At 72.6% G+C, this 24,530-nt stretch carries 21 protein-coding genes and 1 pseudogene; 11 read left to right on the forward strand and 11 right to left on the reverse strand.

Annotated features, from left to right (window positions below):
* Positions 1–10 precede the first annotated feature (10 nt).
* Both ABZT12_RS13690 and ABZT12_RS13695 read left to right on the forward strand, forming a co-directional pair.
* The gene (locus tag ABZT12_RS13690; RefSeq protein ID WP_356382291.1) at positions 11–598 is read left to right on the forward strand and encodes a Uma2 family endonuclease; all 588 of its coding nucleotides are present in this window, start codon (positions 11–13) and stop codon (positions 596–598) included.
* Positions 599–648: 50 nt separating this feature from the next.
* The gene (locus tag ABZT12_RS13695) at positions 649–1,641 is read left to right on the forward strand and encodes an aldo/keto reductase (RefSeq protein ID WP_356382294.1); all 993 of its coding nucleotides are present in this window, start codon (positions 649–651) and stop codon (positions 1,639–1,641) included.
* Between the two features lie 135 nt (positions 1,642–1,776).
* Here the strand turns inward: ABZT12_RS13695 and thpR are convergent, their stop codons facing one another.
* The 3 genes from thpR to ABZT12_RS13710 form a co-directional block, all read right to left on the reverse strand.
* Positions 1,777–2,385: an RNA 2',3'-cyclic phosphodiesterase gene (thpR, locus tag ABZT12_RS13700; RefSeq protein WP_356382297.1), complete on the reverse strand. Its 609-nt coding sequence runs from the start codon at positions 2,383–2,385 to the stop codon at positions 1,777–1,779.
* 118 nt (positions 2,386–2,503) lie between these two features.
* The gene (locus ABZT12_RS13705; RefSeq protein ID WP_356382301.1) at positions 2,504–3,775 is read right to left on the reverse strand and encodes an MFS transporter; all 1,272 of its coding nucleotides are present in this window, start codon (positions 3,773–3,775) and stop codon (positions 2,504–2,506) included.
* A 111-nt stretch (positions 3,776–3,886) separates the two neighbouring features.
* The gene (locus tag ABZT12_RS13710; RefSeq protein WP_356382304.1) at positions 3,887–4,324 is read right to left on the reverse strand and encodes a MarR family transcriptional regulator; all 438 of its coding nucleotides are present in this window, start codon (positions 4,322–4,324) and stop codon (positions 3,887–3,889) included.
* Between the two features lie 153 nt (positions 4,325–4,477).
* Here ABZT12_RS13710 and ABZT12_RS13715 point away from each other — a divergent pair, with 153 nt between their 5' ends.
* Positions 4,478–4,660: a ribbon-helix-helix protein, CopG family gene (locus tag ABZT12_RS13715; protein WP_356382307.1), complete on the forward strand. Its 183-nt coding sequence runs from the start codon at positions 4,478–4,480 to the stop codon at positions 4,658–4,660.
* A gap of 10 nt (positions 4,661–4,670) precedes the next feature.
* Here ABZT12_RS13715 and ABZT12_RS13720 read toward each other — a convergent pair whose 3' ends face one another.
* Complete coding sequence (locus ABZT12_RS13720) at positions 4,671–6,065, reverse strand: NCS2 family permease (RefSeq protein ID WP_356382310.1); 1,395 nt, start codon at positions 6,063–6,065, stop codon at positions 4,671–4,673.
* 144 nt (positions 6,066–6,209) lie between these two features.
* Here ABZT12_RS13720 and ABZT12_RS13725 point away from each other — a divergent pair, with 144 nt between their 5' ends.
* Positions 6,210–6,545 carry a DUF2530 domain-containing protein gene (locus tag ABZT12_RS13725; protein ID WP_356382313.1) on the forward strand — a complete coding sequence of 112 codons (336 nt, stop codon included), beginning with the start codon at positions 6,210–6,212 and terminating at the stop codon, positions 6,543–6,545.
* Between the two features lie 113 nt (positions 6,546–6,658).
* The gene (locus tag ABZT12_RS13730) at positions 6,659–9,052 is read left to right on the forward strand and encodes an HAD-IC family P-type ATPase (protein ID WP_356382316.1); all 2,394 of its coding nucleotides are present in this window, start codon (positions 6,659–6,661) and stop codon (positions 9,050–9,052) included.
* Positions 9,053–9,122: 70 nt separating this feature from the next.
* Here the strand turns inward: ABZT12_RS13730 and ABZT12_RS13735 are convergent, their stop codons facing one another.
* The 4 genes from ABZT12_RS13735 to ABZT12_RS13750 all read right to left on the reverse strand — a co-directional run bounded on the left by ABZT12_RS13735 (position 9,123) and on the right by ABZT12_RS13750 (position 15,961).
* Positions 9,123–9,989 (reverse strand): hypothetical protein, encoded by an 867-nt coding sequence (locus tag ABZT12_RS13735; RefSeq protein WP_356382319.1) that lies wholly within the window; start codon positions 9,987–9,989, stop codon positions 9,123–9,125.
* A 250-nt stretch (positions 9,990–10,239) separates the two neighbouring features.
* A complete protein-coding gene (locus tag ABZT12_RS13740; RefSeq protein WP_356382322.1) occupies positions 10,240–11,154 on the reverse strand; it encodes a hypothetical protein in 915 nt (304 codons plus the stop codon).
* Positions 11,155–11,329: 175 nt separating this feature from the next.
* Positions 11,330–14,599, reverse strand: a complete 3,270-nt coding sequence (locus ABZT12_RS13745; RefSeq protein ID WP_356382325.1) for a molecular chaperone Hsp90 — start codon at positions 14,597–14,599, stop codon at positions 11,330–11,332.
* 435 nt (positions 14,600–15,034) lie between these two features.
* Complete coding sequence (locus ABZT12_RS13750; RefSeq protein WP_356382328.1) at positions 15,035–15,961, reverse strand: DUF3027 domain-containing protein; 927 nt, start codon at positions 15,959–15,961, stop codon at positions 15,035–15,037.
* A gap of 485 nt (positions 15,962–16,446) precedes the next feature.
* On the opposite strand from ABZT12_RS13750, the gene ABZT12_RS13755 reads away from it, so the two are divergent.
* The 4 genes from ABZT12_RS13755 (at position 16,447) to ABZT12_RS13770 (ending at position 19,913) form a co-directional block, all read left to right on the forward strand.
* Positions 16,447–17,871, forward strand: coding sequence for an MFS transporter (locus ABZT12_RS13755; protein WP_356382331.1), 1,425 nt, complete (start codon positions 16,447–16,449; stop codon positions 17,869–17,871).
* 62 nt (positions 17,872–17,933) lie between these two features.
* Positions 17,934–18,398, forward strand: coding sequence for a DUF2771 domain-containing protein (locus tag ABZT12_RS13760; RefSeq protein ID WP_356382333.1), 465 nt, complete (start codon positions 17,934–17,936; stop codon positions 18,396–18,398).
* On the forward strand, positions 18,368–19,069 hold the full coding sequence (locus ABZT12_RS13765; RefSeq protein ID WP_356382336.1) for a futalosine hydrolase: 702 nt from the start codon (positions 18,368–18,370) through the stop codon (positions 19,067–19,069). Before ABZT12_RS13760 ends, ABZT12_RS13765 begins: the two co-directional genes overlap by 31 nt.
* Positions 19,059–19,913 carry a 1,4-dihydroxy-6-naphthoate synthase gene (locus tag ABZT12_RS13770; RefSeq protein ID WP_356382339.1) on the forward strand — a complete coding sequence of 285 codons (855 nt, stop codon included), beginning with the start codon at positions 19,059–19,061 and terminating at the stop codon, positions 19,911–19,913. Before ABZT12_RS13765 ends, ABZT12_RS13770 begins: the two co-directional genes overlap by 11 nt.
* A gap of 36 nt (positions 19,914–19,949) precedes the next feature.
* Here the strand turns inward: ABZT12_RS13770 and ABZT12_RS13775 are convergent, their stop codons facing one another.
* On the reverse strand, positions 19,950–20,333 hold the full coding sequence (locus ABZT12_RS13775; protein WP_356382342.1) for a cold-shock protein: 384 nt from the start codon (positions 20,331–20,333) through the stop codon (positions 19,950–19,952).
* 197 nt (positions 20,334–20,530) lie between these two features.
* On the opposite strand from ABZT12_RS13775, the gene ABZT12_RS13780 reads away from it, so the two are divergent.
* On the forward strand, positions 20,531–20,779 hold the full coding sequence (locus ABZT12_RS13780) for a hypothetical protein (protein WP_356382345.1): 249 nt from the start codon (positions 20,531–20,533) through the stop codon (positions 20,777–20,779).
* Here the strand turns inward: ABZT12_RS13780 and ABZT12_RS13785 are convergent.
* Positions 20,758–21,459, reverse strand: coding sequence for a haloacid dehalogenase-like hydrolase (locus tag ABZT12_RS13785; RefSeq protein WP_356382348.1), 702 nt, complete (start codon positions 21,457–21,459; stop codon positions 20,758–20,760). The two genes, ABZT12_RS13780 and ABZT12_RS13785, sit on opposite strands and share 22 nt — an antisense overlap.
* 224 nt (positions 21,460–21,683) lie before the next feature.
* Complete coding sequence (locus tag ABZT12_RS13790; RefSeq protein ID WP_356382351.1) at positions 21,684–22,790, reverse strand: hypothetical protein; 1,107 nt, start codon at positions 22,788–22,790, stop codon at positions 21,684–21,686.
* A 131-nt stretch (positions 22,791–22,921) separates the two neighbouring features.
* Between ABZT12_RS13790 and ABZT12_RS13795 the strand changes: the two are divergent.
* Positions 22,922–24,530 (forward strand): annotated as a pseudogene (locus ABZT12_RS13795) (DNA-binding protein); the annotation flags it as partial.

Consider the following 24,530-nt stretch of genomic DNA (forward strand, 5'->3'; position numbering starts at 1 on the left):
AGCGCCAACGATGACCGTCCTTGAAGACAGGATCGCGATGGCCGACGCCAACACGCAGCGCCTGGACGAGTGGTTCGAGCGGCTGGAGCGGATGCCCGTCCCCGAGGGATACAAGGCCGAGATCGTCGGGGGCTACGTCTACATGACTCCGCAGCGGGACATTCACTGGGAGACCATCCGTCAGATCCTGTGGGCTCTTGAGGACACCTTCGGGAGGCGCGCCCGAGTTCTCTCCGACGTCAGAATCGACTTCCCCGGTCATCAGAACGGCTTCTGTCCGGACGTGGCCAAGTTCCGCGACGGCGCGGCCAAGAACGAGGAGGGGCGCTGGCGGTACGAAGACATCGAGTTCGTCGCCGAGGTCATCTCGAAAGGGACCGCGCCCAACGACTACGGTCCCAAGAAGACCGCCTATGCCACCGCCGAGGTTCCCGTGTATCTCGTCGCCGACCCCTATCTGGCCAGGTGCACGGTGTACACCGAACCCAAGGACAGTGCCTATCAGTGCGAGTTGCGCGTCGACTACGGAAACGACGTCGACCTGACCGCCACCGCCCTCGGGCTCACCCTCGCCACCGCCGCCTTCCCCCGCGACTGAATCCGCCTCCTCTTGCGTCGAGCGCACTCCAAGCCGTTGGCTTGGGGACCATGAAGTACACGCAGCTCGGACGCACGGGACTCAAGGTAGGCCGACTCGTCCTCGGCACGATGAACTTCGGCCCGCAGACCGACGAGGCGGACAGCCACGCGATCATGGACGCGGCGCTGGACGCGGGCATCAACCTCTTCGACACCGCGAACGTGTACGGCTGGGGCGAGAACAAGGGCCGTACCGAGGAGATCATCGGCAACTGGTTCGCGAAGGGCGGCGAGCGCCGCGACAAGGTCGTCCTCGCGACCAAGGTCTACGCGAACATGGCCGCCGAGGGCGACGCGTGGCCCAACCACGACAAGCTCTCCGCGCTCAACATCCGCCGCGCCGTGGACGCCAGCCTCAAGCGCCTGCGGACCGACCACATCGACCTCTACCAGTTCCACCACATCGACCGCGCCACCTCCTTCGATGAGATCTGGCAGGCCGTCGACACCCTCGTACAGCAGGGCAAGATCCTCTACGTCGGGTCCTCCAACTTCCCCGGCTACAAGATCGCCCAGGCCAACGAGACCGCCGCGAGACGCGGTGGCACCATCGGACTCGTCAGCGAGCAGTGCCTCTACAACCTCGCCGAGCGCCGCGCCGAGATGGAGGTCATCCCGGCCGCGCGGGAGTACGGGCTCGGGGTGATCCCCTGGTCCCCGCTCCACGGCGGGCTGCTCGGCGGGGTCATCAAGAAGCAGGTCGAGGGCGGTCGCCGGGCCTCCGGCCGGGCCGCCGACTCGCTCAAGGACACCGCCGTACGCGCGCAGATCCAGTCGTACGAGGACCTGCTGGAGAAGCACGGCGTCGAGCCCGGTGAAGCCGCGCTGGCCTGGCTGCTCACCCGGCCGGGAGTGACCGGGCCCATCGTCGGCCCGCGCACCGGGGAACAGCTGGCGTCCGCGCTGCGGGCCGTCGAGCTGGAGCTGTCGGAGGAGGTACTGGCCGGCCTGGAGGAAATCTTCCCGGGGAGCGGACCGTCCCCGGAGGCCTTCGCCTGGTAACTCCCTTACGGGACGGGCGCGTTGGCGGCGGGGCGGCTACTTTCCGACTGCCGCCGCCATCGCGACCAGGACGAACAACAGCACAAGCGCACCGGCCATGATCCGGTTCCGGGTTTTCGGGTCCACCCCGGGAGCCTAACCGGCGGCCCCGAGCGGCTCGCGGGCGACCGTCTCGTACCGGGGCGGCTCCCCGGACTCTCCCGGCTCGCCCGGCTGCGTCGGCTGCCCCACCTGCCCCGGCTCGGGCAGGTTGCTGCGCACCAGGGCCAGCTCGTGCACCGTCCAGGGGCGGCCGGCGTAGCCCTCGAGCGCGGTCAGGTACGGGTCCAGGTCCGTCGCCTCACGACCGCGGGCGACCGTGAGGTGCGGCCGGTAGGCGTGGTGGTCCGCCATCGGCAGGCCGGCCTCCCGGCCCGCCGCCGCGGCCCGGTCCGCCAGCAGCCGCAGCGCGGCCAGATCACCGTCCGCGCCGGCCCACAGCACCCGCCCGTGCCCGAACTGCCCGCCCCCGCGCAGCGCCAGCCGGAACGGTCCGGTGTGCCGGGCCGCACCCGCCAGCCGCTCCGACAGGTCCGCTACGGCGTCGTCGCCGACCTCGCCGTAGAAGGCGAGGGTGAGGTGCCAGCCCGGGGGGCCGGTCCAGCGGAGGCCGGCGGCGCCCGGCAGGCCGCGCAACTCCGCGACGGCGAGCGCGAGTTCGGCGCGTACGTCCTCGGGTGGCAGGAGCGCCGCGAAGAGTCTCATGGGGTCAGCCTGCCAGGGCAGGCGGGACGGTGGTACCGGTCCGCGGCGGGAGGCGTTCCGCGGACCGGGACCCGGCGGCCACGTGGTCAGGCGGCCACGTGGTCAGGCGGTCACGTGGTCAGGCGGCCGTCGCCAGTCGCTCCCGGTCGCGGGGGACGAAGGCGACGTGCGGGTGGCCGCGGTTCCAGCCGACCGACAGCCGCAGATCGCCGACGCGGGCCAGGACGAGGCCGATGGTGACGGCGGCGGCGGCCGCGATGGCACCGCCGAGGGCGAAGCCCACCCGGGGGCCGTAGGTGTCCGTTATCCAGCCGACGACCGGCGCGCCCACGGGCGTACCGCCCATGAAGACCATCATGAACAGCGCCATGACGCGGCCCCGCATGGCCGGGTCGGTGCCCATCTGGACGGCGGTGTTGGCGGTGACGTTGATCGTCAGCCCGAAGACGCCGATCGGCACCAGGAGCAGCGCGAACAGCCAGTACGACGGTGCCAGCGCCGCCGCGATCTCCAGCATGCCGAAGGCCGCCGCGGCGCCGATCAGCAGGCGCAGCCGGGCCGTGCCCCGGCGGGCGGCGAGCAGGGCGCCGATCAGGGAGCCGGACGCCATCAGGGTGTTGAAGAGGCTGTAGGAGCCGGCGCCGGCGTGGAAGACGTCGTCGGCGTAGGCCGAGAGCCAGACCGGGAAGTTGAAGCCGAAGGTGCCGATGAAGCCGACGAGGACGATCGGCCAGATCAGGTCCGGGCGGCCGGCGACGTAGTGCAGGCCCTCGCGGAGCTGGCCCTTGCCGCGCGGGGCGCGGCGCACGGCGTGCAGGTCGCGCGAGCGCATCAGGACCAGGCTGACCAGGGGCGCGACGAAGGAGAGGCCGTTGAGGAGGAACGCCCAGCCGGTGCCGACGCCGGTGATGAGGAGGCCCGCGACGGCGGGTCCGACCAGGCGGGCGGACTGGAAGTTCGCCGAGTTGAGGCTGACCGCGTTCTGCAGCTGGTCGGGGGCGACCATCTCGGAGACGAAGGACTGCCGGGCCGGGTTGTCCACGACCGTGGCGAGGCCGACGGCGAAGGCGGCGACGTAGACGTGCCACACCTGGACGTGGCCGGAGAGGGTCAGGGCGGCGAGTACCAGGCCGGTGAGCGCCATCGCCGTCTGGGTGACGAGCAGCGTGGGGCGCTTGGGCAGCCGGTCGACGAGGACACCGCCGTAGAGGCCGAAGAGGAGCATCGGCAGGAACTGCAGGGCGGTGGTGAAACCGACCGCGGTGGAGGAGCCGGTGAGGCTGAGGACCAGCCAGTCCTGGGCGATGCGCTGCATCCAGGTGCCGGTGTTGGAGACGACCTGGCCGATGAAGAAGAGGCGGTAGTTCCGGACCTTCAGCGAGCTGAACATCGAGGACCTGCCGGTGGGGGCGGGCGGGGAGTCGGGGATGGCTGGCGCGGGGGCGGAGTCTGCTCCGGGTCCCGAACTCAAAAGGTCGCCTCCTGAATAGAGCGTGTTTCCTTACAGATGTGCGAGTTTGTCCAGCACGGGGGCGGCGGCGACGATCTTCGCCCACTCGTCCTCGTCGAGGGCCTCGACCAGGCCGGCCAGGAACGCGTTGCGCCGGCGGCGGCTCTCTTCGAGCATCGCCTCGGCCTGTTCGGTCTTGGTGACGACCTTCTGGCGCCGGTCGTCGGGGTGCGGTTCGAGCCGCACCAGGCCCTTGGCCTCCAGCAGCGCCACGATGCGGGTCATCGAGGGCGGCTGCACGTGCTCCTTGCGAGCCAGCTCGCCGGGGGTGGCACTGCCACAGAGGGACAGGGTGCCGAGCACCGACATCTCGGTGGGGCTGAGCGACTCGTCGACCCGCTGGTGCTTGAGCCGACGGGACAGCCGCATCACGGCTGATCTCAAGGAGTTCACGGCGGCAACGTCGTCGCCATGGGTTAGGTCCGGCATGTCCTTAGCTTAACTCATTACTCTCTCTAAAGACCACCGGAAACACGCCGCTGCGCCCGTGACCCCGGCCACGGAGCTCTCGATTCACCCATATGAGTGATCCGGGCGCGGAACCCCGCCCGATGCCGGAAGGCGGCCCCGACGCTCGTCTCCATGGGGACCAGCGTGCTCAGCCTGCGGATGAACGGGGAGCTGCTCGACCGGCTCCGGGACCATGCGGCGAAGAGGGGGATGAGCGTCCAGGACTACGTGGTCCGGACGCTCGTCCGCGACGACTTCGACGAGCGGTTCCAGACCGCCGTCGAGAGGACGGAGAAGTTCTACGGCGTCGGGTGATCCCGCCGGGTCACGTCAGACCCAGCGCCGGCATCAGGTAGTAGAAGGCGAACACCGCCGCGACGACGTACATCGCGGCCGGGATCTCCTTGCCGCGCCCCGCCGCCAGGCGCAGCGCCACGAAGGTGATGAAGCCCATGCCGATGCCGTTGGTGATCGAGTAGGTGAACGGCATCATCACCATCGTGATGAAGGCCGGGATCGCGATCGTGAGGTCGGCCCAGTCGATCTCCCGGACCGAACCCGACAGGATCAGGAAGCCCACCGCGAGCAGCGCGGGGGTGGCCGCCTGGGACGGGACCATCGTGGCGACCGGCGTGAGGAACAGCGCCACGGCGAAGAGGCCGCCGGTGACCACGTTGGCGAGGCCGGTGCGCGCGCCCTCGCCGACGCCCGCCGTGGACTCCACGAAGCAGGTGGTGGCCGAGGAGGAGCTGGCGCCGCCCACCGCGACCGCGATGCCGTCGACGAAGAGCACCTTGTTGATGCCGGGCATCTGGCCCTGGGCGTCGGTCAGTTCGGCCTCGTCGCTGATGCCCATGATGGTGCCCATCGCGTCGAAGAAGCACGACAGCAGGACGGTGAAGACGAAGAGCACGCCGGTCAGTACGCCGACCTTGCCGAAGCCGCCGAAAAGGCTGAACTTGCCGAGCAGGCCGAAGTCGGGGGTGGCGACCGGGTTGCCGGGCCACTTCGGGGTGGTCAGGCCCCAGGACGGCACGGTGGCGACCGCGTCGATGATCAGCGCCAGAACGGTCATCGCGACGATCGAGATCAGGATCGCGCCGGGCACCTTGCGCACGATCAGCGCCAGGGTGAGCAGCACCCCGAGGACGAAGACCAGGACCGGCCAGCCGTTGAGGTGGCCGTCGCTGCCGAGCTGGAGCGGGACGGTGGTCTGGGCGGCGTCCGGGATGCGCGAGACGAACCCGGAGTCGACGAGCCCGATCAGCATGATGAAGAGGCCGATACCGATCGCGATGGCCTTGCGCAGCCCGTAGGGCACCGCGTTCATGACCCGCTCGCGCAGGCCCGTGGCGACCAGCAGCATCACCACGAGACCGGCGAGGACGACCATGCCCATGGCGTCCGGCCAGGACATGCGGGGCGCGAGCTGGAGCGCGACGACGGAGTTCACGCCGAGACCGGCGGCGAGCGCGATCGGCACGTTGCCGATGACACCCATCAGCAGGGTGGTGAACGCGGCCGTCACGGCGGTCGCCGTGACCAGCTGGCCGTTGTCGAGGTGGTGCCCGTACATGTCCTTCGCGCTGCCGAGGATGATCGGGTTCAGCACGATGATGTAGGCCATCGCGAAGAAGGTGGCGAAACCGCCGCGGACCTCCCGGGGCAGCGAGCTGCCGCGCTCGGAGATCTTGAAGTAACGGTCGAGCGCGGTCGGCATTGGAGGTTCCTACGATCAGAAGCGGACAGACGGAAACCGTTTCAGTATGAACATATGAACACGATCGACGCTATCTCCGCGCGTAGACACCCGTGGGCCCCCGGCCCCGATCGCCTCCGGGGCAGCGCCTCGTAAGCTGTGGCCATGGCGAAGCGGACACCGACACACGAGGCGCCGGAGCCCCTGGAGGGCCCCGTCGTCGCCACCGTCACGGGCGGCACGATCCTCTGGTTCGTCCTCTTCCTGGCACAGCTCCCGTTCTACGGCTGGTTCGACCGCCACGGGCACCTGTGGTGGCTGTGGACCTGCCTGGCCGGGACCGGTCTCGGGCTCATCGGCATCTGGTACGTCCGGGGGCGCGACGCGGCGCTGAAGCGGGCGGCGGCCGACCCCGCCGGCCCCGAAGGCCCTGATGTCCCCGAAGGCTCCGACGGCCCTGCCCGTCCCGCCGGCCCCGGCCCCTCCGCCGCCGCCGAGTGACGACGCCCCCGTACAACCACCGCATCACCCGGCCGCGCCGACCGTCCTCCCCAGGTCGGATCTTCCGGGCACTCGGCGGGTGAACCGGTAGATCCGCACGTACCGTCGAACGCATGACGCACATCGACGCGGGTGCCGAACTCGACCCTGTGCACCCGGTGCCTCTCCCGGGGCGGGCCAGAGGGCTCACCGCCGCCGAGGTCTCCGAGCGGGTGGCGCGGGGCGAGGTCAACGACGTGCCGGTGCGCAGCAGCCGGTCGGTGGTCGAGATCGTCCGGGCCAACGTCTTCACCCGGTTCAACGCCATCATCGGTGTGCTCTGGGTGGTCATGCTCTTCGTCGCGCCGTTCCAGGACAGCCTGTTCGGGTACGTGATCCTCGCCAACACCGGTATCGGCATCGTCCAGGAGTGGCGGGCGAAGCAGACGCTGGACTCGCTGGCCGTGATCGGCGAGTCGAGACCGACCGTGCGCCGGGACGGGGCCGCCGTCGCCGTCGACACCTCGGAGCTCGTGCTCGGCGACGTGATCGAGATCGGGCCGGGCGACAAGGTCGTGGTCGACGGGGAGTGCGTCGAGGCGGACGGCCTGGAGATCGACGAGTCACTGCTGACCGGCGAGGCCGACCCGGTCGTCAAGCACCCCGGCGACCAGGTCATGTCGGGCAGCTTCGTCGTCGCGGGCGGCGGTGCCTTCCGGGCGAGGAAGGTCGGCCGCGAGGCCTACGCCGCCCAACTCGCCGAGGACGCTTCCCGGTTCACCCTCGTCCACTCCGAGCTGCGCACCGGCATCTCCACCATCCTCAAGTACGTGACGTGGATGATGATCCCGACCGCGATCGGCCTGGTCATCAGCCAACTCGTCGTCAAGCAGCACGGGTTCAAGGACTCCGTCGCACGGACCGTGGGCGGCATCGTGCCGATGGTCCCGGAGGGGCTGGTACTGCTCACCTCGGTCGCCTTCGCCATCGGCGTGATCCGTCTTGGCCGGAAACAGTGCCTGGTGCAGGAGCTTCCGGCCATCGAGGGCCTCGCCCGCATCGACACCGTCTGTCTCGACAAGACCGGCACCCTCACCGAGGGCGGCATGGACGTCACCGAGCTGCGGACCCTGGGGGGCGCCTACGAGCCGTACGTACGCCGGGTGCTCGGCGCGCTCGGGGCGGCGGACCCGCGGCCGAACGCGTCGCTGCGGGCGGTCGCCGCCGCCTGCCCGGACGAGGCGGGCTGGCGGTGCGAGGAGTCGCTGCCGTTCTCCTCGGCCCGCAAGTACGGCGGGGCGTCCTTCGACGAGGGCGACGGGCGGTCCGGCACCTGGCTGCTCGGCGCCCCCGACGTGCTGCTCGCCGACGACGATCCGGCGCTGGCCGAGACCGAACGGCTGAACGAGGAGGGGCTGCGGGTGCTGCTGCTGGCCCGCGCCTCGGGCCGCCTGGACGCCGCCGAGGTGGCGCGCGGGGCCGCGCCCACCGCGCTGGTCGTCCTGGAGCAGCGGCTGCGGCCCGACGCGGCCGAGACCTTGCGCTACTTCGCCGAGCAGGACGTCCGGGCCAAGGTGATCTCCGGTGACAACGCGGTGTCGGTGGGCGCGGTGGCCGGGAAGCTGGGGCTCACCGGAGAGGTGGTCGACGCCCGTCAACTCCCCGCCGGGCAAACGGAGCTGGCGTCCGCGCTCGACGCCGGCACGGTGTTCGGGCGGGTCACCCCGCGGCAGAAGCGGGAGATGGTGGGCGCGCTCCAGTCCCGCGGTCACACGGTGGCGATGACCGGGGACGGGGTGAACGACGTACTCGCCCTGAAGGACGCCGACATCGGGGTGTCCATGGGGTCGGGTTCGGAGGCGACGCGGGCGGTCGCGCAGATCGTGCTGCTCAACAACAGTTTCGCGACGCTGCCTTCGGTGGTGGCCGAGGGGCGCCGGGTGATCGGCAACATCACCCGGGTGGCGACGCTCTTCCTGGTGAAGACGGTCTACTCGGTGCTGCTGGCCGTGCTGGTGGTCTGCTGGGGGGTCGAATACCCCTTCCTGCCACGGCATTTGACCCTGCTGTCCACGCTGACCATCGGCGTCCCGGCCTTCTTCCTCGCCCTCGCGCCCAACGCGGAACGGGCACGGCCCCACTTCGTGCGGCGGGTGATGCGGTACTCGGTACCGGGCGGGGTGGTGGCGGGGGTGGCGACCTTCGTGACGTATCTGATCGCCCGTCACCGTTACACCGGGGCGGGCTCGTTGGGAGCGGAGACGAGCGCGGCGACGCTGACGCTGTTCCTGATCTCCCTGTGGATCCTGGCGATCATCGCCCGCCCGTACACCTGGTGGCGGGTCGCCCTGGTCGTCTCGATGGGCGCCGCGTTCATGGTCGTCCTGATCGTTCCCTCGCTCCAGCACTTCTTCGCGCTCAAGCTGGTGGGGGTGACGATGCCGTGGATCGCGGTGGGGATATCGGTGGTGGCGTCGGCGGCCCTGGAGGTCCTCTGGCGACTGGCGGGGCGGCGGGCGCCGGAGTAGCGGGGGCCGTGGCGCCGCCGGGCGCGCGGTGCCCCGCGCCCCTGGGGGACGCGGGGCACCGAGGGTGGGTCTACTGCACGTCGACGTAGTCGCCCGTCGCGTTGACCGCCGGGGTGGTGGACGTACCGGCGAAGCTGTACCGGTAGTAGCCGTCGACCGTCGCCGTGGTGGTGGTCTTCAGGGTCCCCGTCGACGTGGTCTTGATGGTCTTCAGGGTGGTGTACGTGGTGGCGCTCTTCTTACGGAACTGGAGCTTGACCGACTGGGTGGCGTAGCCGGCGTACTTGTTGGTCTCCCAGTTGGCGCGGGAGAGCTTGCCGGTGACCGTGACGGTCTTGCCCTTCTTCACCGGCTCCGGCGCCGCGTCGACGGTGAGCTGGGAGAGGCGCTGGACGGAGACGCCGCCCAGGTCGCCCTGGACCTTCGTGGCACCGGCGGAGGTGATGGCGAGACCGCCCGCCTTCCAGGCGCCGGCGTCGGTGTTCAGCAGGTCGCCGTCGGCCGGGCGGACGTAGATGGTGGCCTTGCAGGTGAGGACCGTCGTCGACGCGGCGGTGCAGGTGCCCGGGTCGTCGCTGATGATCTCGTTGGTGGGGCTGTTGACCGAGGTGCCGCGGTAGATGAGCGGGCCGCTGGCGAAGTTGGCGCTGCTGGTGTCGAGGCTCGCGGCGTGCGTCAGGGTGTACGTGACCGGGACGGAGACCTTCGCGGAGGCGCCCACGACGACGGCCTTGCCGCTGTTGACCTTGACGTTGGAGAAGGTGACGTTGAGCGCCGCGGCTGCGGTCGCGCTGCCGTCCGCGGTGGCGGCGCTGAACGCGGCCTTCCCGGACGGGGCCTTGCCGGACGGGGCGTCGGCGGCCTGTGCGGCCGGTACGGCGAAGGCGGAGAGAACCAGGGCGCCGGAGACGGCGGCCACGGTGGCGCGTATGCGCATGCGTTCCCCAAGTGGAGAAAGGGGGCCCCGGCGCGCTGGTCGTTCCTCACGGCTCGTCGTCGGCGCAGGGGCCCGAGTGATCAGGGAGTCTGTTGACTCAACTGATCAGATCCGTGAGGGAAGCGACTGGTTGTGCAAGTGGTGGAAAAATTTGTGCACTCATTGCGAATGAGTGGCGATGCGCGGGGAGTACGGGCAGTGCGGGCAGGGCCCGGCCCCGGGTGCGAGCCCCGGGGCGGGCGGGGTGTGACTACTGCACGTCGACGTAGTCACCCGCGGCGCTGACCGCCGGAGTCGTCGTCGTGCCCGCGAAGCTGTAGCGGAAGTACCCGTCCACGGTCGCCGTGGTGGTGGTCTTCAGGGTGCCCGTCGAGGTGGTGTTGACGGTCTTGAGCGTCGTGTAGGTGGTGGCGCTCTTCTTGCGGAACTGGAGCTTGACCGGCTGGGTGGCGTAGCCGCGGTAGGCGCTGTCGTCCCAGTTGGCGCGGGACAGCTTGCCGGTGACGGTGACGGTCTTGCCCTTCTTCACCGGCTCCGGGGCGGCGTTGACCGTCAGCTTGGAGTAGCGCTGGAGGTTGAAGGCGCCGACCTTGTCGGTCACCGCGACGCCCACGTTGTCCAGGTTCGGGTCGTTGGGGTCCTCGCCGTTGAACGCGACGGCGTAGCCGGCCGCCTTCCAGGCGCCCGCGTCCTCGTTGAGCAGGAACAGCGGGTCGATGGAGACGGTCGCGGTGCAGGAGGCCACCGTCGAGGACGAGGCCGTGCAGGTCGCGTCGTCGCTGGAGAAGTCCCACACCGACGCCTCGAAGGACGAGCCGCGGTAGAGGTCGATCGCCGCGACGAAGTCGGAGGCCTGGATGTTGACGTCGGCGCCGTGGGTCAGCTTGAAGGAGACCGGCACCTTGACGACGTTGGTCGTACCGACGGCGATGTTCTTGCCGTTGTTGACCTTCACGTTGGAGAAGGAGGCGTCCAGGACGTACGGCTCGCCGTCCACCCCCGCGGTGTAGGCGGAGACGCCCGTGCCGGAGTGGGCCGCGGCCAGGGCGCCGGCGACGTCCGCGGGTGCCTTCGGCCGGGCGTCGGCGGCGTGGGCCGCCGGAAGGGCGAGGGCGGAGAGAGCCAGGGCACCCGAGACGGCGGCCACGATGGGACGTATGCGCATGCGTTCCCCTGCATGGAGGGGGTCCCGGCGGGTCTTCCACCGCATGGCTCGTGGTGACACCGGGGCCCGAGTGATCATCGAGTCTGTTGACTCACGTGATCAGATCCGTGGCGGGGTCGAATGGTTGTACACCTCGTGAACATTTCTCGCGGCGTTCGTGAAGATCGGCTTCCGCTCAGTCGAACCACCGGTCCCGCGCCAACTCCTCGGTCCGCGAAGGGTCTTCGAGCAGCGCCGCCACCTCGAACCGCCGCGGCCACTGTCCGGCGGCCCACGCCAGCCCGGCGGCGACCCCCTCGACGGTCGCCGCGTGCAGCACGCCGTCCCGGGTGCGCCGCCAGTCGATCTCGACGCCGTCCACGAGGAGTTCCTCGTGTTCGACGTAGGTGGCGGGCGTCCGCGGTCCGAGCAGCACGCGCACGGACGCCGGTACGCCGTGTTCGGTGCCCTCGGAGCCGACCTCGCCGGTGACGGACTCGCTCAGCCGCCGGACCTGGAACAGTTCCGCCAGTTCGGCGGCCCGGGCCGGCCGTACGGGCAGCAGCGGGACGCCCGTCGTGAAGGGCAGCAGGTCGGGTGAGTCGACGACCACGGCGTCGGCCGCGTCGACGACGGTCACCTCGCCGTCCAGCACCGCCCGCAGTTCGTCCGGCAGGGTCACCAGCTCGGGGTCCAGCTCGGCCAACGCGCCGTACAGGGCGTGCAGTTGACCGCCCGACACCGTTCTGGCGGGGTCGGCGAGCCGGTCGAGCAGTTCGGCGGCGCCGCCCGGCTCGGCGAGCAGCGCGGCGACGGAGGTCCGTACGCCGAGCGCCCGGAGCACCTGTTCGTCGTCGAAGCCGGTCGCGTCGGCCTCGTCGTACAGGCCGCGCAGCAGCGGGTCGCCGCCGGCCGCCAGCAGACCGGCCGGGCGGCGGCCGTCGAGCACCGGGTGCCCGCGCAACCACCAGGCGGTGTAGGGCCTTACGATCTCGTGCGTGCCGTCCGGCAGCAGGACGCGCACCGGCTGGGTCAGCGCGTCGCGCAGCGGCGGCCGGGCGAGCAGGGCGAGCGCCTGCGGCCAGCAGTCGTCGTCGACGAGGTCGAGATCGCGTACGGCGACGAGTTCGGTGGCGACCGGCGGGACGGGCGTGTCGGGGAACCGGTCGAGGACGTCCTCCGACCAGACGTCCACGGCGTCCAGCAGGCCGGCGTCGTCCGGCTCGGCGAAGTCGCCGTCGCGGGGCTCCAGTTCGTCCGGGTCGAGGACCACGTCGGTGGCCCGCACGAGGGTGAAGGTGGCGAGGACCCCGCAGGCGGCGAGGGGCTGTTCGCCCCAGCGACCGGCCAGTTCGGCGTCGACCAGGGCGAGTTCGCCCTCCCGCATGATCTGGGCGAACGGGCTGCCCGGCAGCACCAGTTCGCCGGCCGGGGAGAGTTCGCCGTCCTCGTCGGGCAGGGCGAGCGCGCCGAGCCAGGGTTCGTCGCCGGGCTCCAGGCCCGCGTCCCGCACCAGGGCGAGCACCGTGTCGGCCAACTCCTCGGCGTCCGGGGTGTCCTCGTCCCAGACGGCGCCGCCCTCGTCGTCGAGGGAGGCGGCGACGGCGGCCCGCACCTGGGGGGTCGTGAGGACCGCGCGCGGCGTCGCGGGCAAGGCGCCCAGCTTCTCCAGGAGCGGGTGGGCGGCGTCCGGGTGGGCGACCTTGAGGCCGAGCCGGGCGAGCACCCGGGGGTCCACCCGGGCGGTTTCCGGTCCCGGCAGGAGGACTTGCCGGGGCCCGATCGTCGTCCGTAGCCCCTTGGCGCCGAAAGTCCGGGAGGTACCTCCGGCGAGCGGGACCGGCAGTCCGGACAGCCGGTCCGGGTCGACGCCCGCGAGGCTTTCGTAGAGCCGATGCCACCAGCCGGGTTCCTTCTCCAGGCCGGCCAGCCGGTCGATCGCGTCGGTCAGCGGCACCCGGGAGACACCCAACGTCCGCAGTTCCACGCGTCGTTCGAGTCCGGCGGGCAGCAGCGTCGGCAGCACCTCGGCCAGGACGCGCACGGTGTCGGCACCAGCGCCCTCGACGATCTCGGCGTCGCGGGGCCGTAGGGCTTCGGGCAGCGCGCCGGGATCGCCGAGGCCGCCGGGATCGCCGAGATCAGCGTGGTCGGTGTCGTTGGTGCGACCGGGGTGACCGCTGTGCTCGGTGTGACCGGGGTGACCGCTGTGCTCGGCGGGGTCGGTGGAGTCGCCGTATTGGGCTGCGGGCGGCAGGAACGCGGTCCGCGGCAGCCGGTCCAGGATCGCCTGGCGCAGCGAGCCGTCCAGTTCGCCCTTGCCCAGCGGGCCGGGTACCAGCGCGATGACGCCCTCGGTCACCGGCCGCCAGGCGGCGAGGAGTTGGACGTAGGCGTCCGCCGCGCAGCGCACCACGAAGTCGGTGAGCGGGCCGGGTGCGACGTGCCGGCGAGTGGTGTCCAACGGCAGGGACGCGATCAACAGGGCGGGCACGCCGAGGGGTTCGTCGCTCGGTGTGGGCGCGTGGACGACGGGGCTGGTGCGCGGCCGGGCCGGGGTTCCGTCGGCGTCGACGGGCACCGCCCAGGTGACCGACCAGTGCGGTCGCAGCCGTTCCTCGACCGGCCGGTCGGCGAGCAGTTCCTTCGCGAGCGTCCCGTGCGCGGAGACCGTACGCCACCGGGTGGTGCCCTCACGGGTGTCCTCCACGACGGTGTCGGCGCCGTCGCCGCGCCTGCGCAGCGTGCGGGGCGCGTCGTCGCCGACCTCGACCACGACCTCTTCCAGGCCCGGCAGGGCGAGGAGGAGAGCGTCGTCGACGGCGCTCAGGAGGCGTTCGGCGAGAGCCTCGGCGGCGGGGTCGCGCAACGGGAGGATGACGACCGTGTCGTAGCCCTCGGGGGCGCTCCCCTCGGCGGCGAACGGCAGCCGCAGCAACGGCACATGGCCGTCCCGCCGGCGGATCTCGTCGCCCAGTCCCGGGCTGTTCCGGGCGGTGTCCGTGGCGAGTCCGCGGGCCTCGGCGAGGGACCACCGGACACCGCCGTGCCGGCCGACGACGGCGGGCTCGTCGGTCACGGCGACCACGGCGGCGAAGCCGACGCCGAAGCGGCCGACGGCGCTGTCGGGGGCGTCGCGCTTGGCGGAGGCGCGGAGCGTGGAGAGCGATTCGGCACCGGCCGCGTCGAGCGGGGCGCCGGTGTTCGCGGCGCACAGGACGCCGTCGCGGAGGGTGAGCCGCAACCGTCCCGGTACGCCGGCCCGGGCGGCGGCGTCGGCGGCGTTCTGCGCGAGCTCGACGACGAGCCGGTCCCGGTACCCGCCGAGGACCAGGTCCTCCTCGGCGTTGGCGTCCTCCCGGAACCGGGCCGGGCCGGCGGCCCAGGCATCCAGCACGCCGCGACGCAGACGGGCGGTGCCGAACGGATCGGCCCCCTCGGCAGCGGGCCGCACGAACTTGCTCACGTACGTTCACTCTCCTCATCGGCGTGACCACGAAGGTACCGCGCGGCGGGGAGACCGCGGCCCGGACCTCCGACCGGCGATCGGAGGCGCACGTCATCAAGGCCGCCGACGCGGTGGGGGGAGGGGTGCGGCTGCGAAAGCGTGACACTTCCGCTCCGAGTGTCACGCTTTCTGGCGGGACAGGGGGTGCCGGGTCAGCCAGCCGACGCGTACACGCCACCAGGCCCGTCCGGTCGGCCCACCCCACCGCGCACCGCGCAGCAGCCTTACCTGGGCCCCAACTCCCCCCGCGGCCCCAAGGCGGAGGGCAGTGCGGCTGCGAAAGCGTGACACTTCCGCTCCGAGTGTCACGCTTTCTGGCGGGACACGGGGTGCCGGTCAGCCCTCCGACGCGTGAGCCACGACGCCCCCGGGGCGCCGGCCCACCGCGCAGCCCTACGAGTGCCCCAGCTCCCCCGCGTCCTCGTCGGAGTCGGCGGACACCGAACCCGCGTCCGCCGCCGGGCGCAGCGGGAAGGGGTCCACCCGGGTCTCGTCGATCACCGGAGGCGGCGGGACCGGGGGCTTCGGCATGACGGCGGCCTCGGAGTGGCCCCCGCAGCCGTACGACAAGGAGACGACCCGGCCGTCGGCCGGGGAGAACTCGTTGGCGCAGACCCCGAACGCCTGGCCCAGGGAGCCGCCGATCGGCGCGAGGAAGCCACAGCTGCCACAGGACGCCGGAGCCGCCTGCGCCATCGGGGTCTCGGCGCCGAAGGACTCCTCCCAGCGGTCTGCGGCGACATGCAGGCCGTAACGGGAGAGGACCCGGGCGCGGCGCATGCCGAGCTCCTCGGCGACCGCCGCGATCGAACCGCGGGTGGGGACCGCCGGCAGGCTCGCCGGTGAGCCGGGCGTCACCTCGGCGTCCTCCGCCTCGGCGAGCTCGGCCAGCTCCGCCGAGACGACGGAGGTGGGCGGCGGCTCGTCCTCGCCGGAGTAACCGGGTTCCAGGCGCAGATCCTCGGCGTCCGTCGGCAGGAGGTCGCCGGGACCCATGTCCCCGGGGCGCAGCCGCTCGCTCCACGGCACCCACTCCGGCGCCAGCAGCGCGTCCGGGCCGGGCAGGAGGACCACCTCGTTCAGGGTCACCAGTTTGGCGCGGGACGCGCGGGCGACCGTCACCGCCCAGCGCCAGCCCCGGTAGCCGAACTCCTTGCACTCGAAGAAGTGCGTGACCACGCGGTCGCCCTCGGACTGGAGTCCCGCCTGCTCGCCGACGACGCCGGGGGCGGCGGCCTCCTCGGCTGCGGAGCGGGCGAGGCCGACGGCCTCGGCGCACAGACGGTCAGGGGTGCGGCTTCGCGTGGTCGCTGCGCTCACAGGTATCGCTTCTCTCCTACGCCGTCTCACGGGTGCGCCGGTTCTGGCGAGGGGTGCGGACGGAGCGGCTGAAATGCGCCTCCCAGGTCCGGCAGGACGGGAGGAGGGCCGCGTCGACGTCCGCGCCCGATCGCGCTCGGGCGCACCTACGCCATCCATTCTGCGGGATGGCCGAGAGGCGCGCGGCCGAGAACAACCGCCACGGCGCGCTACGCACGCTACCTTCTTCCGGCGCGTGCGCCCACACCGACGGCCGGTTCACCCGGCGCGCCGACCTCTCCCCGGCCGGCGAGAACCCTGCACCGACCTTCCCCACGGACCGCGTACACCCGTGCCGGCCCCGCCCCGCAGCCCGCACAAACCCCTCACACATCCGGCCCGCCCAGCACCACAGGCGCGTGCCGCAGCCTGGTTCGCGGCCCCGCTCAGCCCCTATAGGCGCGGTAACGGCACTACGTTCGCCGTTCTCGGGGCACTATGACGGGGTGGCAGCCGCGAGGTCGCCCCAAGGTGCCACCGGGGTCGGTGGGGCCAAGGGGAGCATCCGAGGTGGCGGATCGGGCCGAATCAGCGGTGCCGTCCGCGCGGTCGGTCATGCCCTGCACCTGCCGGTGACGGGGGCCGCCCGGGGCATCCGCAAGGCGACCCACGCGCACGGCGCCGGCGAGTCCGGCCTCGGCCGGCTCATCGAACTGCACGCGGTGAACGGCGCCGGCGACGTCATGATCACCGTCGCCCTCGCCTCCACCGTCTTCTTCTCGGTCCCCACCGACGAGGCCCGCGGCCGGGTCGCGCTCTACCTCGCCATCACGATGGCGCCCTTCACGGTCCTCGCCCCGGTCATCGGCCCCCTCCTGGACAAGCTCCCGCACGGCCGCCGCGCCGCGATGGCCGCCGCGATGCTCGCCCGCGCCCTGCTCGCGCTGATCATCTCCGGCGCGGTCGCCACCGGCAGCCTGGAGCTGTATCCGGCCGCCCTGGGGGCGCTGGTCGCCTCGAAGGCGTACGGAGTCGTCAGAAGTGCCGTGGTGCCCCGGCTGCTGCCGCCGCGCGTCTCCCTGGTGAAGGCGAACTCCCGGGTCACCCTCGCCGGACTCCTCGCCACCGGCGTCGCCGCGCCCATCGCGGGCGGCCTGCACGCCGTCGGCGACCCCTGGCCGCTCTACGGCGCGTTCGTGATCTTCGTGGCCGGTACGGTCCTGTCGTTCTCCCTCGACCCCAAGGTCGACTCCGCCAAGGGCGAGGACACCGCCCTCCTCGCGGCGGACGAGGAGCATCTGCACGGCCCCCACCTCAAGTCGGTCAAGCGGCCGGGACTGCGCACGGTCGGGATGGCCGTCACCCACGCCCTGGGCGCCAACGCGGCCCTGCGCTGGCTCTCCGGCTTCCTCACCTTCTTCCTGGCGTTCCTGCTGCGCGAGCATCCGATGACCGGCCAGAGCGCCGCCGTCTCGCTCGGGATAGTCGCCGTCGCGGCGGGCGTCGGCAACGCGGTGGGCACCGCGGTCGGTTCGTGGCTGCGGCAGCGCGCGCCGGAGATCATCATCGTGACGGTGATGGGGCTGGTGCTGGGCGCGGCGATCGTCGCGGCGATCTTCTTCGGCGCGTTCCTGGTCGCCTGTCTCGCGGCGGTCGCCGGGTTCTGCCAGGCGCTGGCCAAGCTGTCGCTGGACGCGCTGATCCAGCGGGACGTGCCCGAGGCGGTGCGGACCTCGGCGTTCGCCCGCTCCGAGACGATGCTCCAGATGGCCTGGGTGCTCGGCGGCGCGATCGGCATCGTGATGCCCCTGAACGGCGCGCTGGGCTTCCTCCTCGCCGCCGCGGTGATCGCCCTGGGCTGGCTGACCACCCTGCGCGGCCTGCTCGCCTCGGCCCGGCACGGCAGTGGCGGACGGCCGCGAGTGGCGTAACGCCGGGCCACGCCGCACCCCGCGTGCGGAGCGGACCCGACCGGCCCGATAGCCTTCGCCCCATGACCATGCAATCCGCTGTGCGACGCCGCCGCGCCGTCGCCGCCGCCGGTGCCGTTTCCGCCGGACTGCTCGTCCTGTCGGCCTGCGACAAGCCGACGCCGATCTCGACGGTCACCGTCGGCAGGGACTCGGTCCACACGGAGGCCACCTGCTACAACGACGGCGACGCGGTGAAGACCGCCGACCTGACGAAGTGCCTGAAGGCCAAGGTGACCCTGACGGTCGACCCGGACGCCACGGTGCGCTTCGGGGTGGACCCGAAGATCGCCGACGGCTCCTGGACGATCCTGATGAACGGCCAGCCGCTCACCGACACCAGCAAGAAGACGTACCGGACGATCCCCGGCAGCGTGTTCTTCAACTCGCAGTACGGCGCGACCGGCAGCTCGACCGTCGTCTCCATCAAGGAGGGCGACAAGACGGTCAAGGGCCTGTGGTCCTTCAAGTTCAAGAAGGCCTCCTGACCACGCTCCGCCCCCGTGTCCTGGCAGCCACCGCCGTCCCGGCCGAACGGGACGCGGTGGCGCGGGCGTTGACGGGTGAGGGCATCAGCGTCATCGCCGTCGGTGTGGGCCCCGCCCGCGCCGCCGCCCACACCGCCACGGCCCTCGCCGCCGCCGCCCTCGCGGGCACCCCCTACGACCTCGTCGTCTCCGCCGGGATCGGCGGCGGCTTCCAGCCCGAAGCGCCCGTCGGCAGCCTCGTGCTCGCCGACGAGATCACCGCCGCCGACCTGGGCGCCGAGACCTCGGACGGCTTCCTCCCGGTCACCGAACTGGGCTTCGGCACCGTCACCCACCGTCCGCCGGATGCACTCGTACGAGACCTGGCGACCGCGGCCGGCGCCCTGACCGGAACCGTGCTCACCGTCTCCACGGTGACCGGCACGGCCGCCCGCGCCGCGCAGCTGCGCGCCCGCCACCCCCGGGCCCTCGCGGAGGCCATGGAGGGCTTCGGCGTCGCCGAGGCGGCCGCCGCCCACCACCTGCCCGTGCTGGAGATACGCGCGGTCTCCAACCCCGTCGGCCCGCGCAACCGCGCCGCCTGGCGCATCGGCGACGCGCTGACGGCGCTGACGGCGGGCTTCGCGAAGTTCGCGCCCGTACTGGAGAGTTGGAACCCCCATGAGTCCTGAGAGCCGGCCGCTGCGGATCGCCTACTCGCCCTGCCCGAACGACACGTTCGTCTTCGACGCCCTCGCCCACGGCCGGGTGCCGGACGCGCCCGCGCTCGACGTGACGTTCGCGGACATCGACATCACCAACGGCATGGCCGAGCGCGGCGAGCACGACGTGCTGAAGGTGTCGTACGCCGTCCTGCCCTACGTTCTCGACCGGTACGCGCTGCTGCCCTGCGGGGGCGCGCTGGGGCGGGGGTGCGGGCCGCTGGTGCTCACCCGGGAGGCGGGCGTCGACCTGACCGGCCGCCGGGTCGCCGTGCCGAGCGAGAGGTCGACGGCGTATCTGCTGTTCCGGCTCTGGGCCGCGGACACCGTGCCGGGCGGGGTCGGCGAGATCGTCGTCATGCCGTTCCACGAGATCATGCCGGCCGTGCGGGACGGGAAGGTGGACGCGGGACTCGTCATCCACGAGGCACGTTTCACCTACCAGAACTACGGGCTGCACAAGCTCGCCGACATGGGCGAGCACTGGGAGGAGACCACCGGGCTGCCGATCCCGCTGGGCGCGATCATCGCCCGGCGGACGCTCGGCGCACCGGCGCTGACCCGGCTCGCCGACTCCGTCCGGGCCTCGGTGCGCGCCGCCTGGGACGACCCCGAGGCCTCCCGCCCGTATGTCATGGCGCACGCCCAGGAGATGGACCCGTCCGTCGCCGACCAGCACATCGGCCTCTACGTCAACGAGTTCACCGCCGACCTCGGCGACGACGGCCTAGCGGCGGTCCGCGGTCTGCTGACCCGCGCGGCGGCCGAGGGGCTGGTACCGCCCCTCGGGCCCGGCGCTCTCGAATTCCCTTAGTCCGCAAGCCCGTTGAATGGCTGCGCGGCTGTGCGGCTATACGTCCAACTGGTCGGCGACCGCGCGCAGGAGGCCCGCGATCTTCTTGCCGGACGTCTTCTCCGGATAGCGGCCCTTCTCCAGCATCGGCGTGATGTTCTCCAGGAGGGTCGTCAAATCCTGGACGATGGAGGCGAGTTCGTCCGGCTTCTTGCGCTGGGCCGCCGCGACCGAGGGGGTCGGGTCGAGCAGGATGACCGAAAGGGCCTGGTCGCCGCGTTGACCGGCGACGACTCCGAACTCCACGCGCTGGCCCGGCTTGAGGGCTTCGACTCCGGCGGGCAGGACCGAGGAATGGACGAAGACGTCACCGCCGTCGTCGCGGGAGAGAAAGCCGAAGCCCTTCTCGGTGTTGAACCACTTGACCTTGCCCGTCGGCATGGAGTGAACCTCGTCCTCGTCCTCGTCGGAAAACTGCTGGGAACACGCTGGGAAAACGGTGCGGAACCGCTCCGGAACCGGTCCTGATAGCACGGGGGCGGGTCGTGACGACCCGCCGGTTCCCAGGCTAATGGTCTTGGAGCCGGTGACAAGACGTCACCCGGCTGTTCCTTCGCGCTGGGAACTACCCTGGTGCGGTGCGTGACAAAACCCAAACGAATTCCGCCGGCCCGGGCGACCGGCTGATCCGTGCCGGTGCCCTGGTCTTCTTCGCCGGTGCCGTGGCCACTCTCGTCACGGTAATACCGCTGCTGCTCGGCACCACGCCCTTTCCGACGTACATGTACCTCCTGAGCATGCTGATGGCGGTCGGATTCCTGATCGCGACCGCCGGCGTGCTCCGGTCCGTCGCCGCGGGGCGCCGTCAGGCGCGGGCCGGAAGGTAGTCCGAAAGCCATCGCGGGAAGTCGGTGAGAGCGCCGAGCACGACGTCCGCGCCGGCCGCGCGCAGTTCGTCCGCGTCGCACGGCCCGGTCGCCACGGCGACCGACAGGGCGTCGGCGGTACGGGCGCCGCGCACGTCTCCGACGTGGTCGCCGACGTAGACGCTCGCGCCCTCCTCGCGCAGCGCCCGCGCCTTCTGCTCGGCCCACAGATCGCCGATCACGGCGTCGGCGTCGATGCCCAGATGCGCCAGGTGCAGCTTCGCGTTGGGCTCGTATTTGGCGGTGACGACGACCGCCCGGCCGCCCGCGGACCGTACGGCCTCGATCGCCTCGCGGGCGCCGGGCAGCGCGGGGGTCGCGGTGATGGCGATCGACGGGTACATCGCGCGGTAGAGGTCCGCCACAGCGGGCACCTCCTCCGCCGGGAACCAGTTGACCAGCTCGTCCGCGAGCGGCGGCCCGAGCCGGGTGACCGCCAGATCGGCGTCGATGTACGCGCCCGTCCGCTCGGACAGCGCCCGGTAACAGGCGTGGATACCGGGCCGGGAGTCGATGAGCGTCATGTCGAGATCGAACCCCACGGTCAGCACACGGTCGCGACCGCCGGCACCGTCGCGCTCATGGGCGGGGGTCGGGGCTGCGGCTGGTGCGGCGGGGGCAGTCTCAGAGGGCGCGGTCATACGGCCCATTGTGCCCAGTGCCTACGACAGCCCCGCCTCGCCCCGGCCTGCCTCGCTCCGGCCCGCCTCGCTCCGGCCGGGTTCGCTCCGGCCCACCCCGCCCTGGCCTGCCTCGCCGCTTTGCCTCGCTCAGGCCTGCCTCGCCGCCTGCCTTGCCTCGGCCGTGCCCGGGCCCGCCCCTGCCGTGATCCCCATGCACGCCCCGACTACCGCTACCGGCGCCGCTACCGGCGCCGCTGCGACCGCCACGCCAGGTACAGCGCCGACGCGACGGCCGCGCCGCGCACCACCCAGGGCCAGGTCTGGCCGATCGCGTCGCTCATGTGGCCCTGGGCGACGGGAGTGCCCCAGCGGCCGTCGTCGCGGCCCCACAGCCAGACCAGTCCGGCGGCGACGGCCGCGCCCGGCAGGTACATCACCGCCGTCTTCGTCTCGGCCTGCGTCAGCCGCCGCGAACCGTAGGCGATGGCCCAGCCGAGCAGCAGTGCGAACCAGTTGCCGAGCACGGCGCCCCCGACGAGCAGCGCGGCGGCGAGCAGGAGCAGCGGGTTGGACCAACCGCCCGTGGGCAGCCGGGGCAGCCCGCGGCGGCGGACGCGGACAGCGGCGGGGACGACGGACTCCCCCGCCTTCTCCACCACGGCGGCCACGGGCACCCCGCCCGGCGTCACCGCCCCCGCTGTCCCGTCTGTCCCCGTCGGCGCCCCCGACTTCCCCGCGGTCTCGGGTTCCTTCGGCGGCGGAGGCCGCAGCAGCTCCGGGATCTCGATCCCGCCGACGAACCCGGGCACGCTCTCGCCCAACCCGAACGGGCTGGTGTCCCCGCGCCACCAGTCGGGCCGGGTCGCGCTGCCGCCCAGCTCCGCCGCGCTCGCGAGATGCGGCGGCGAGGGGATGTCGGAGGGCGGTCCGGGAGCCGCGGGCCCCTGCTCCGCGCCGCCCGGCCGCGAAGTGCCGCCCGGCTTCGGAGTGCCGCTCTGCCGGGGCCGCGGTACCACCCGGCGCAGCCCCTTGGGCCGCTCGGCCGCGCTCTCCCGGTCCGGCTGTACGGGCACGGAGGCGGCCGGCGCCTCGGTGGCGCCCGTGCCGCCGGTACCACCCGTGCCGCCGCCGGCCGCCGCGACGATCTCGTCCGGGCTGCCCAGGCGGGCCAGGATGCGGCGCACGGCGGCGGGAGTGTCCGCCGGGGTGGTGGCGCGGGCCCGGTCGATCTCGTTGCGCAGCTCCGAGACGAGCCGCATCCGGGTGGAGGAGGGCAGTTGCCGCTGCTGGGCCACGTCGCCGACGCGGCTCAGATACTCGTAGACGACCTGGTCGCTCTCGATACCCACGAAGTCCCCTCCGGGGCTGGCGCGTTGGATGCCCCGTGGGGTCAGACGTTACCGCCAGCGGGCGCCACCGCGGGAACTCCGGCGGCATGCGCGAGCCCTCCGCGTCACAGGCACCCGCTACCGTGAGTCGGATGAGCACCGAGGAGAAGCCGGCAGCGCCTCGATCCCTCGCGGAAGCCCTCCGCGCCCGGGACGACGCCTCCCTGGCCGCGCTCCTGCGCAGCCGTCCCGACCTCATCACCCCCGTCCCGACCGATCTCACGCAGCTCGCGACGCGGGCCGGCACCCGGGCCTCCGTCGTCCGGGCGCTGGAGCGGCTGGACCGCTTCGCGGCGCAGACGGCCCAGGCGCTGGCGGTGGCGGCGGACCCGTCGACGTACGGCGAACTGCTGGGGCTGATGGCGGGCGACGGCGGCGATCCGGCCGTCGCCGAGGCGCTGCCGCGCGCCCTGGCGACTCTGCGCGAGCAGGCGCTGGTGTGGGGCGGCGAGGACCGGCCCCGGCTGGTGCGCACCGCCCGTGAGCTGCTCGCGCCGTCACCGCGGCACCCCTCGCCGACCGGTCTCGGGCCGACGGTCGCGGAGGCCACCACGGGGATGTCGCCCGGCCGTATCCAGGAGATCGTGACGGCGGCGGGGCTGCCCTCCACGCACGACGCGGTGTCCGCGGTGGAGGCTCTGACCAAGCTGTTCAGGCACCGCAAGCGGATGGCGGCGCTGCTCGCGGGCGCCCCGGAGGAGTCGCTGGAGGTGCTGTCGCGGCTGGTGTGGGGGCCGCCGTACGGGCAGGTCACCGCCGATCCGGCGGCCCGGCTGCGCTGGCTGCTGGACCGGGGGCTGCTGCTGCCGACGGCGCCGGGGACGGTCGTCCTGCCGCGCGAGGTGGCGCTGCACCTGCGGGCCGGGCGCGCGCACCGGGAGACGGAACCGTTCCCGCCGGCCGTGGCGGCGAAGGCGGCGTACCCGCCCGGCGTGGTGGACGCGACCGCCGCCGGACAGGCGTACACCGCGCTGTCGACGGTCGAGGAGCTGATGAAGGAGTGGGACGAGGGCGGGCCGGCGGTGCTGCGGGCCGGCGGGCTGAGCGTCCGCGACCTGAAGCGGACCGCCGTGGCGCTCGGCCAAGCCGAGCCCGTGGCCGCGTTCTGGGTCGAACTCGCTTATGCGGCAGGCCTGTTGGCCTCCGACGGCGAGGCGGACGAGCGGTACGCGGCGACCCCCGCCTACGACGAGTGGCTCGAACGGCCCGCCGCCCGGCGCTGGGCGCTGCTCGCGGAGTCCTGGCTGACGGCGACCCGCACCTCCGGCGTGGTGGGCGGCCGGGACGCCAAGGAACGCACCCTCTCCGCGCTCGGCCCGGGCCTGGACCGCTCCGCCGCCCCCGAGGTACGCCACCGGGTGCTGACCCTGCTCTCCATTCTGCCGGAGGGCGCCGCACCAACCCCCGAATCGGTACTCGCCCGGCTGCGGTGGGAGCGTCCGCCGAGGGGCCCCGGCGGCGACGAGGACCTGCGCGCCCGGCTGGCCCGCTGGACCCTGGACGAGGCGGAACTGCTCGGCGTGACGGGGCGGGGGGCGCTCTCCGCGCACGGCCGGGCGCTGGTGGGTGCGCCCGCCGCCGGGCGCGGCGAGGACGAGGTTGCGAGGCCGGGGGCGGACAGGTCGCCGCCCCGCCGGTCACTCCGTCCCGCGCACCCGCAACGCCCTTGCCAGGTCGTCGAGTTGGTCGACGAGTTTGCGG

It is taken from the genome of Streptomyces sp. NPDC005423 (assembly GCF_040606415.1).
Taxonomy (GTDB): domain Bacteria; phylum Actinomycetota; class Actinomycetes; order Streptomycetales; family Streptomycetaceae; genus Streptomyces.

Bases quoted from the DNA above. Each gene is read 5' to 3' on its own strand.
- ABZT12_RS13735 (WP_356382319.1), bottom strand. From the start codon at position 9,989: ATGCGCATACGCGCCACCGTGGCCGCCGTCTCCGGCGCCCTGGTTCTC.
- ABZT12_RS13715 (WP_356382307.1), top strand. From the start codon at position 4,478: ATGGGGACCAGCGTGCTCAGCCTGCGGATGAACGGGGAGCTGCTCGAC.
- ABZT12_RS13690 (WP_356382291.1), top strand. From the start codon at position 11: ATGACCGTCCTTGAAGACAGGATCGCGATGGCCGACGCCAACACGCAG.
- ABZT12_RS13770 (WP_356382339.1), top strand. From the start codon at position 19,059: ATGAGTCCTGAGAGCCGGCCGCTGCGGATCGCCTACTCGCCCTGCCCG.
- ABZT12_RS13725 (WP_356382313.1), top strand. From the start codon at position 6,210: ATGGCGAAGCGGACACCGACACACGAGGCGCCGGAGCCCCTGGAGGGC.
- ABZT12_RS13695 (WP_356382294.1), top strand. From the start codon at position 649: ATGAAGTACACGCAGCTCGGACGCACGGGACTCAAGGTAGGCCGACTC.
- ABZT12_RS13705 (WP_356382301.1), bottom strand. From the start codon at position 3,775: ATGTTCAGCTCGCTGAAGGTCCGGAACTACCGCCTCTTCTTCATCGGC.
- ABZT12_RS13720 (WP_356382310.1), bottom strand. From the start codon at position 6,065: ATGCCGACCGCGCTCGACCGTTACTTCAAGATCTCCGAGCGCGGCAGC.
- ABZT12_RS13710 (WP_356382304.1), bottom strand. From the start codon at position 4,324: ATGCCGGACCTAACCCATGGCGACGACGTTGCCGCCGTGAACTCCTTG.
- ABZT12_RS13730 (WP_356382316.1), top strand. From the start codon at position 6,659: ATGACGCACATCGACGCGGGTGCCGAACTCGACCCTGTGCACCCGGTG.
- ABZT12_RS13760 (WP_356382333.1), top strand. From the start codon at position 17,934: ATGACCATGCAATCCGCTGTGCGACGCCGCCGCGCCGTCGCCGCCGCC.
- ABZT12_RS13775 (WP_356382342.1), bottom strand. From the start codon at position 20,333: ATGCCGACGGGCAAGGTCAAGTGGTTCAACACCGAGAAGGGCTTCGGC.
- thpR (WP_356382297.1), bottom strand. From the start codon at position 2,385: ATGAGACTCTTCGCGGCGCTCCTGCCACCCGAGGACGTACGCGCCGAA.
- ABZT12_RS13740 (WP_356382322.1), bottom strand. From the start codon at position 11,154: ATGCGCATACGTCCCATCGTGGCCGCCGTCTCGGGTGCCCTGGCTCTC.
- ABZT12_RS13785 (WP_356382348.1), bottom strand. From the start codon at position 21,459: ATGACCGCGCCCTCTGAGACTGCCCCCGCCGCACCAGCCGCAGCCCCG.